This is a genomic window from Microbacterium sp. Leaf351 (assembly GCF_001423825.1).
Classification (GTDB): domain Bacteria; phylum Actinomycetota; class Actinomycetes; order Actinomycetales; family Microbacteriaceae; genus Microbacterium; species Microbacterium ginsengisoli.
Genome location: NZ_LMPK01000027.1, coordinates 7691 through 16037, shown reverse-complemented (window position 1 = coordinate 16037; position 8347 = coordinate 7691). Strand labels below are relative to the sequence as shown.

Below are 8347 nucleotides of genomic sequence, written 5' to 3'. Positions count from 1 at the left end.
CCCTCGCGCTTGTTCACGACGGCCGCGACGCTGGAGAGTTGGCGTCCGAGCTGGGAATCGCGTCAGCGACGATCTACCGATGGCGCCGCCAGGAGCGCATCGATGCTGGCGAGATCCCTGGCATCGACAGCACGCTGGCCGCGGAGCTTGCCGATGCGCGCCGTCGAATCCGGGAGCTGGAAGAAGAGCTCTCCGCCGCTCGTCTTGCCGCGTCGATGCTGAACGACGAGGGGATCCGCCCAAAAGGCGGTTCCCGGTCGTCGCGGCCCTGACCGGGCAGGGCATCAGCATCGCAACCGCGTGCCGGGTGCTGCGCGTCACGGACCGCGGATATCGAGCGTGGCGCGACAGGCCGATGAGCCAGCGTGCGATTCGACACGAGATGCTCGTAGAGACGATCGCGAACATTCACCGTGCCTCTCGGGGCTGCTACGGAGCCCGTCGTGTGCACGCCGAGCTCGTGCACGGACTGGGCATCCGCGTCGGCCGGGATCAAGTCGCCCGAGTAATGGCACGCATTGGTCTGCGAGGACTGGCCGGCACCCGTAGACGCTACGTGAATCGCGAACATCTCGTGACGACCGAGGATCTGGTCAACCGGAACTTCACCGCGACCGCTCCGGACCAGCTGTGGTGCACCGACATCACCGAGCACCCCACCCGCGAAGGGAAGATCTACTGCTGCTGCGTTATCGACGTCTACTCGCGCAAGATCGTCGGCTGGGCCATCGATATGCGCCAGACGACGAACCTCGTCCTCAATGCACTCGACATGGCCGTTGAAGCACGCAATCCCAGCCAGACCGTGATTCATTCCGACCACGGGACGCAGTTCACATCCTGGGCCTTCACTACACGAATCCGGGACGCCGGGCTCGTCGGATCAATGGGAACGATCGGAGACGGGTACGACAACGCGATGATCGAATCCTTCTGGGGCACCATGCAAGTCGAGCTCCTCAACCGGAAGAAATGGCGCACCCGGCTCGAACTGGCCAACGCGATCTTCGAGTACATCGAGATCTACTACAACCGGAACCGCCGCCACTCCGCCCTATCCTGGGACAGCCCGGTGGCCTTCGAAGACCGCCGGCAAACCGATTCCATCCCCGCCTGATTCTCACAAGACGACGGAACGAAACTCAGGGCACGTCACGATAGGAACGAAACTCAGGGCGAATCACTTTGGGTTTCACGGAGGTTCGCACTTTCAGTTTCGACCAGCAGATTGCGGTCGTTTCGGACAGCGCGGACCGCGGGCATGAACTCGGCGGGCGCGACATCACCGGGGTGCCGTGGAGGCGCTATGCGCTGCGTCAGCGCAGCCGGCCGAGCGGGGACCTCCGCCACCTTCCTCGGTCTCGCTCGCGAGGGTCCGCGGGCGCGTCGGCCATGTGGCACCCGTTCACCGTTTCGACGAGCGCTGTCACATGAATCGCCGTCGTTTCTGATTGAGAATTTCGCGCAGATCTCTGCGAAGTGTTCGCCGCAGCCAAGTGACGTTAACCGCGACCCGTCTCGGTTGTCCACGCGATCGGGTGCGGCGGGCCGGGAGCAATTGCCCGGCCCGCCGCACGGTCAATCAGATACCGTTGCTACTTCACTGGCCGTGAACATCAGCGGACGTTGCCGTAGATCCAGGCGGTGCTCGTCGGCGTCAGCCGGTAGCGCAGCGTGATCTGGTCGTCCTCCGACCAGGATCCCGTCGACGGGTTCTGGCGGACGAGGGCAATCGTGATCGGCTGCACCGACCAGTCGCTCGCCGAACCGCTCGTCAACGCGCTGCGCGGGATGACGACCTCGATGCGACCCGTGGACGGATCCCACTGCGGCGCGATGACCGACGTTATCGACGAGTCCGCCGTCCACGATCCGCCACTGCGCGAGAAGTGAGCGTAGTTGTTCGAGTCAGACCAGCGGCCCACCATGAATGCCGCCGGCCGCGGGAGCGTCGCCCCGTAGAGCGCCGTCGTCGAAGTCGCGGTCGAGGTGTTGCCCGAGTAGTCGCCCGCGTAGACGTTGACACCGAACTTCGGCGCCGTGTTGTAGCCGGGCAGCGTTCCCGACGCGTTGTCGATGCGGATGTAGATGTTGTTCGCATCGTTGGCCACAGCGACGTTCTTGATGTCGGTGTTCGCGTCGCCGCTCGCCTCGCTGCCCTGCTTCGAGACGAAGTAGGGGATCGGGTTCCACTGCGGCCAGTCGCCCGTCGTGCCCGAGCTCACCGTGAGGCTCGCATTCGCGCCGGCATCGCTGATGGGCGCGTAGGTGCGCGTGTCCGTCTGGTTCGTGTACGCGAGCGCCGCCAGGACGTACCAGGCGCCAGTCACCGGCTCGACCATCGTCGAGATGATCGGCTTCTGGCTGACGTTGGATACCGCCTCTCCCGGGGGCATGTACCCGACCGCGGTCCGCGTCACGTACCACGTGAGGCGGTTCAGAGCGTCGCTCGTGTTGCCCGTGTAGACGTCGTCGATCGCGGCGTACATCGACATCTGCGGCCACGACGGCTCGGCGGCGAGCGCCTCGTTGCCGGCCGGGCTGTAGGGCGACGTGTAGTAGAAGTTGTCGCCCTGGTAGCGTGCGATCCCGTACGTGTCGTGCGTCAGCGTCGAGATGATCTTCGACAGGTGCGAGACCGCCCGGCTGCTCGCCGGGTCGACCACGCCGGAGACCATGAGCATGTCGGAGGACGAGTCCACCGTCGTGCGGCCCGTGTTGTCGGCGTTGACGGCCCGGTTGAAGTAGTTGTCAGGCGAGTTCCACATGCCGGCCGGCGAGTTGAGTGAGCTCGCCTGCAGCGCCGTCGCGATCGAGCCGGCCGCGTGGCTCCACGTGTCGGCATCGCTCGTGTCGGACTTGCTCTGCGCGACCGCCTCCGCGGCCCACAGACCGCTCACGTAGAGGGCCTGCGTGAAGGCGTTGTACTCCTGCGTCTCCTCCCAGATGGATGCGTCCTTCGGGCCGAACCCGTTGCTCGCGATGTTGTTCGAGACGAAGTTCGCCGCCTTCTGCAGCGCGGGCCAGACCGCGTCGCGGAAGCCGTTGTCGCCCGTTTGCAGCCAGTGCCGATAGGAGCCGATCAGGAAGATCCCGACGCTGTCGAGCTCGGGCTCGACGAAGCTCACGTGCTGTCCCGTCCAGGTGTCGTAGGTCGTTCCGAACGACCCGTCGGTGTACTGCACGCCCGCGAGCCAGCGGAAGTACTTGTCTGCCTCCGCGTGGTGCCCGGCGGAGTCGAGAGCGAGCGCCGTGACGGCGGAGTCGCGCACCCAGCTCTTGTAGCCGTAGGCGATCGGGTTGGTCGCGGCCGGCCAGACGCCGAGCACGGGGCTCTGCGACTCCTTCATCGCGACGAGCGCGCGGTCGTAGGCCGTCGAGAGGCCCGCGTCCGTGAAGTTGCTCGTCGTTTGCGCGCCGGCGGCCAGCCAGCTCGAGTAGGCGCTCGTCGTCGTGGACAACCACGTCGAGCCCGTCTGGGCGCGTGCGGTGTCTGCCGCCGCGTTCGCGTGGGCGGTCGTGTCGCCGATCGCGAGGTAGAAGGATGCCGTCGCGTCTCCGCCCGCGGGCACGCTCACCCGCTTGTTGATCGCGAGGTCGACGTTCATTGCGGTCACGGCGGTGTTGTTCGGCAGTGTGCCGTTGTTGTCGAATGCATACCAGGGCGCGACCGTCGAGCTCGTGAGCGTCGAGTTGGTGTCGTCGCCGACCTGGTAGCCGTCGGCTCCGTCGAGGGCGCCGAGCACCACGTGGTACTGGCCGCTGGCCGACATGTCCGCCGTGGCAGCGGTGCGCGTCGCATCCCACGTTGCCGTCACGTTCTGCCCCGACGAGCCCGTGTTGTTCAGGTGCACGGCATCCAGCACATTCAGCGTCACTGCGCTTGTTCCCGGGTTGTGCAGACGGTACTGCACGACCATGAAGTGCTGATTGGGGACGAACGCGTAGTCGCGGCCGATCGAGACCGAGGTCGCGGTGCCGTTGTAGGCGCCGTAGTCGCTGCGCAGCACACCGCCCGAGTCGAGGTAGCCCGTCGCGGCCGAGAAGCCGTGCACCTGGTCGTACTTGGTGCTGTGCGTCTCGTCGCGGAAGAAGCCCGTGTAGTCGACGATCTGGTTGACCGCCGAGGCCGACGTCGCGCCGGACGGGGAGTAGTGCAGTTCCCCGAGGCGCGGTCCGTACTGCGTGTTCGAGTCGGTCTGGGCCAGCTGCGGTGCCATCCAGATGCCCGTCGTATCGGTCCAGTTGTTCATGTAGAGGCTGCGGGCGGTCTCCGTCGATGGTGAGGTCGGTGGAGTCGTCGCGCTCGCGGGCACCGCGACCGCGACGAGCGCGGCGGAGCCCACGAGAGCGAGGACGACGGCTGGTGCGAGCCGTGAGGTGAGTGAACGATGCATCGACGCCTCCTTGTGTCGAGCTGGGATGGGCTCCCGTCGAACCCAGGCGGGAGTCTCGACCCGTTTGGTTGCTGCTGTCAAGCAAACAAGATCTGAATCTGCGTAATTGCAGATCTGTCATCCCGAAGGAACATCCCCTTTCCGCCGGTTACTTGACGACAGTAATTAATCCGTGTCAGGATGGGGAGTCCCACACCGCGAGCCGAAGGAGCCTGGACGGATGCCGGAAGAGACGCCGACCGACGTCGTGACGCGCTTCGGCTCGCGTGAGCACCACCTCGGTGCTGTGTTCGAGACGGTCCTCACGCGCGGCCCCCTCTCCCGGCGCGACACCGCCCGGATCACGGGTCTGTCCGCAGCCGCCGTCACGAAGCTCGTCCGGCCCATGCTCACGCACGGGTACCTCGTCGAGCGCGATCGCGAGGCCGGTGTTCCGGGTCGTCCGCAGATCCCGCTGCAGGTCGACGCTCAGCGGCACTACGCGATCGGGATCAAGCTGATGCGGGGAGAGCTCGTCGGCGTCATGGCCGACCTGCACGCCGAGGTCCAGTCCTCCCGCCGCATCAAGTTCGACGATGTGAGCCCGACCCACGTCGTCGAGCTGATCGCCGACCTGGCGGCCGTGCTCCTCGCGAACTCGCCGGCCGCCCACGACCGGCTCCTCGGAGTGGGCATCGCCCTCGGCGGCCATGTTGATGCCGCCCGCGGGGTCATCGTGCAAGCGCCCTTCCTCGGCTGGTACAACGTACCCCTCGAACAGATGGTCGCCGAGCGGCTCCGCGTGGAGGTCGCGCTCGAGAACGACGTCAACGCCCTGGCCGTCGCCGAGCAGTGGTTCGGTCCCGGCTCCGCATTCGACAGCTTCGCCGTCGTCACGCTCGGCGTCGGCGTCGGCTGTGCCCTCGTGATCGACGGCAAGCTCTGGCGAGGCGTGAGCGGCTCCGCGGGCGAGCTGGGGCACATGGTCGTAGCGGCCGACGGCCCGCAGTGCCATTGCGGCAAGCGCGGATGCCTCGAGGCCGCGGTCGGCGACGAGGGCCTCCTCGCGGCGATGTCGCGGCGCAGCGACCGGCGCCTCACGACGCTCGCGCAGCTCATCGCGGCCGCGCACTCGGGCGACGACGACGCCCGCGCCGTCTTCGCCGAAGCCGGCACCTCCGTGGGGCGCGCGATCGCGACGGTGCTCAACCTCCTCAACCCCCCGCTCGTCGTCCTCTCGGGGGAGGGCCTGGCGGCATCCGACTTCTTCATCGACGCCTTGCGGGCCGAGCTCGCCCGAGACGCGTTCTCCACCGCGGCACAGGACTGCACGCTCCTGGTCCGCCCTCTGCCCGACGAGACATGGGCGCGGGGAGCCGCCGCGACCATGCTCCGACAGGGTGTGCTGCGCAACCTCAGCCAGCTCACCGAGACCCTCGTGGACTGAACCCCCGCGCAGGATCGCCCCGTCCCTCCAGCACCGACCGCAGTACCCCTCACGCACCACCGACCTCGTGGGAAGTTCCACGAGCAGCACTCAAAGGAGAGTCACATGGTACGTCCCATCCCTGTCCTGGTCGCCGTCGCAGCGGCGGCCGCCCTGACCCTGACCGGCTGCTCCGGCGGCTCAGGCAGCTCCCAGAGCTCCGGACCGGTCACCCTCACGTTCTGGGGGACCTACGGCAACGGCGGCAATTCCGCCCAGACCGACATGCTGCAGAACACGATCATCCCGGCCTTCGAGAAGGCGAACCCGGGCATCACGATCAACTACGTCGACATGCCGTACGACTCGCTGCAGCAGAAGCTCACGACCGGCGCCGCGGCGGGCGACCTGCCCGACCTCGTCCGCGCCGACATCGGCTGGGTTCCCAAGTTCGGCTCGCTCAAGGTCTTCGCCCCGCTCGACCAGGTCATGCCCAACTTTCAGAAGCTCGCCGACGACACCTACCCCGGCAGCCTCGCGACTAACAAGTTCGGCGACCACTACTACGGTCTCCCGCTCGACACGAACACCCGCGTGCTGATCTCGAACCCCGACGCGCTCGCGAAGGCTGGTATCACGGCCCCGCCTGCGACATTCGACCAGTTCCAGGCCAACGCGCCGGCGCTCGCGAAGGCGGGCGTCCAGGTCTTCGCCGACGGCGGCCTCCAGGGGTGGAACGTCTACCCCTGGATCTGGTCCGGCGGTGGCGAGATCACCAACCCCGACCAGACGAAGGCGACGGGCTACCTCAACGGCCCGAAGAGCGTCGCCGCGGTACAGATGCTCGTCGACCTGTACAAGGCCGGCTACATCCCTAACCTGATCATCGGCAACAAGGGTGCGACCTCGACCCAGGACGGCCTGCCCGGCGGCGCCTACGCGAGCATCCTCGACGGTCCGTGGATGGCGGCGATCTGGCAGGGCCAGTACCCCAACTTCAAGCCCGTCTACAGCGCGGTCCCGGCCGGTCCCGGGGGATCCATCTCCGTCGTCGGCGGTGAGGACATCGTCATGACGACGGCGTCGAAGAACCAGGACGCCGCGGCGAAGTTCATCGCCTTCACGCAGACGGCGGACTACCAGATCAACATGGCCAAGACCGGCCAGATGTCGGTCGTGAAGTCGCTCGACGCGCAGGAACAGGCGGCCGTTCCGGCCTTCGCGCCCTTCATTACCCAGCTGGCGACCGCCAAGCCGCGTCCCTCGGTGCCGCAGGCCTCCGCGATCGACAGCGCGCTGCAGGACGAGCTGACCAAGGCCTTCCAGGGCACGGAGACCGTGCAGCAGGCGCTCGACAACGCCGCTGCCGCGATCGATCCGCTGCTGACGAAGACCAGCTGAACTCGTGCCGACCGACTCGACGAACGAAGGGAGAACCCGATGACCGGAACAGGAACGGCCGAGGTCGCCCCCCTGAGCCGTCGGGTCGGTCGGCCCCGCTCCACCACGGCAGAGCCGCGCCGGCGTCGCCGCTTCCCGCTGACGCCCTACGTCTTCCTGGCCCCCGGCATGGCGATGTTCATCCTGCTCATCGCCTACCCGATGGTCAAGGCATTCCAGATGAGCCTCTACGACTGGAACGTCGTGGCGGGCTCCGTGAGCACCTTCATTGGCTTCGACAACTACACCCGCGCCTTCCACGATCCGCTCTTCTGGCAGAGCACCGTTAACAGCGGCCTGTACATGCTGCTCACGGTGCCGCCGCAGATCATCCTCGGCCTCCTCGTCGCGATCCTCCTCAACCGCAGGGCGCCGGGGCGCGCGCTCTACCGCGTGCTGTTCTACCTGCCCGTCGTCACGAGCTGGGTCGTCGTGACCCTGCTGTTCCAATACCTCTTCGCCGACAAGGGCATCGTCAACTGGTTCCTCACAGACGTCACGCACGCCACGAGTGAGAACATCTCGTGGCTATCGGGGCGCTGGACCGCGATGATCGCGATCTCCGCGCTCGGGGTCTGGAAGGGTGTGGGCTGGTCGATGATGATCTTCCTCGCCGCGCTCCAGGGCGTCTCGAAAGACCTCCTCGAGGCCGCGGAGCTCGACGGCGCAGGTCGCTGGAACACGTTCCGGGCCGCGATCCTCCCCGCCATCCGGCCCGCCCTCCTGTTCGTGACCGTGATGCTCGTCATCGGCGGGCTCAACGTCTTCGTCTCCGTCCTCCTCATGACCGGCGGCGGCCCGGCCGACTCGACACAGGTGCTTCTGACCTACATGTACAAGCAGGCCTTCTCGAACCTCGACTTCGGCTACGGATCGGCGATCGCGGTCCTCCTCACGATCGGGGTCTTCATCCTCTCCGGCATCCAGCTGCGCTTATTCCGCGGCGACGCGGGAGAGCTCTCGTGAGCCGGGTGCGCGCGTCCCGCGTCGCGGGAGGGCTGGGCTACTACCTCGTCCTGACGGTCGGCGCGGCGATCATGATCCTGCCGTTCGTGTACATGCTCTCGACGTCGTTCAAGAGCCAGATCTACGTGCTGACGATCCC

Annotated in this window: 4 protein-coding genes and 1 pseudogene; 4 read left to right on the top strand and 1 reads right to left on the bottom strand. The window is 66.8% G+C overall.

Going from position 1 to position 8347, the window contains the following annotated elements; genetic code table 11:
* Positions 1 to 1117: pseudogene (locus tag ASG00_RS15785) on the top strand (IS3 family transposase); the annotation flags it as partial.
* Between the two features lie 499 nt (positions 1118 to 1616).
* Here the strand turns inward: ASG00_RS15785 and ASG00_RS08245 are convergent.
* A complete protein-coding gene (locus ASG00_RS08245) occupies positions 1617 to 4397 on the bottom strand; it encodes a glycoside hydrolase family 15 protein (protein WP_056208423.1) in 2781 nt (926 codons plus the stop codon).
* A gap of 220 nt (positions 4398 to 4617) precedes the next feature.
* On the opposite strand from ASG00_RS08245, the gene ASG00_RS08240 reads away from it, so the two are divergent.
* The 3 genes from ASG00_RS08240 to ASG00_RS08230 all read left to right on the top strand — a co-directional run bounded on the left by ASG00_RS08240 (position 4618) and on the right by ASG00_RS08230 (position 8208).
* On the top strand, positions 4618 to 5823 hold the full coding sequence (locus tag ASG00_RS08240) for an ROK family protein (RefSeq protein ID WP_056208420.1): 1206 nt from the start codon (positions 4618 to 4620) through the stop codon (positions 5821 to 5823).
* 105 nt (positions 5824 to 5928) lie between these two features.
* Positions 5929 to 7203 carry an extracellular solute-binding protein gene (locus ASG00_RS08235; protein WP_056208417.1) on the top strand — a complete coding sequence of 425 codons (1275 nt, stop codon included), beginning with the start codon at positions 5929 to 5931 and terminating at the stop codon, positions 7201 to 7203.
* Positions 7204 to 7242: 39 nt separating this feature from the next.
* Positions 7243 to 8208 carry a carbohydrate ABC transporter permease gene (locus tag ASG00_RS08230; RefSeq protein ID WP_082483156.1) on the top strand — a complete coding sequence of 322 codons (966 nt, stop codon included), beginning with the start codon at positions 7243 to 7245 and terminating at the stop codon, positions 8206 to 8208.
* Positions 8209 to 8347 lie beyond the last annotated feature (139 nt).

Excerpts from the sequence above, each read along its gene's own strand:
- ASG00_RS08245 (WP_056208423.1), bottom strand. The coding sequence starts at position 4,397 with ATGCATCGTTCACTCACCTCACGGCTCGCACCAGCCGTCGTCCTCGCT.
- ASG00_RS08240 (WP_056208420.1), top strand. The coding sequence starts at position 4,618 with ATGCCGGAAGAGACGCCGACCGACGTCGTGACGCGCTTCGGCTCGCGT.
- ASG00_RS08235 (WP_056208417.1), top strand. The coding sequence starts at position 5,929 with ATGGTACGTCCCATCCCTGTCCTGGTCGCCGTCGCAGCGGCGGCCGCC.
- ASG00_RS08230 (WP_082483156.1), top strand. The coding sequence starts at position 7,243 with ATGACCGGAACAGGAACGGCCGAGGTCGCCCCCCTGAGCCGTCGGGTC.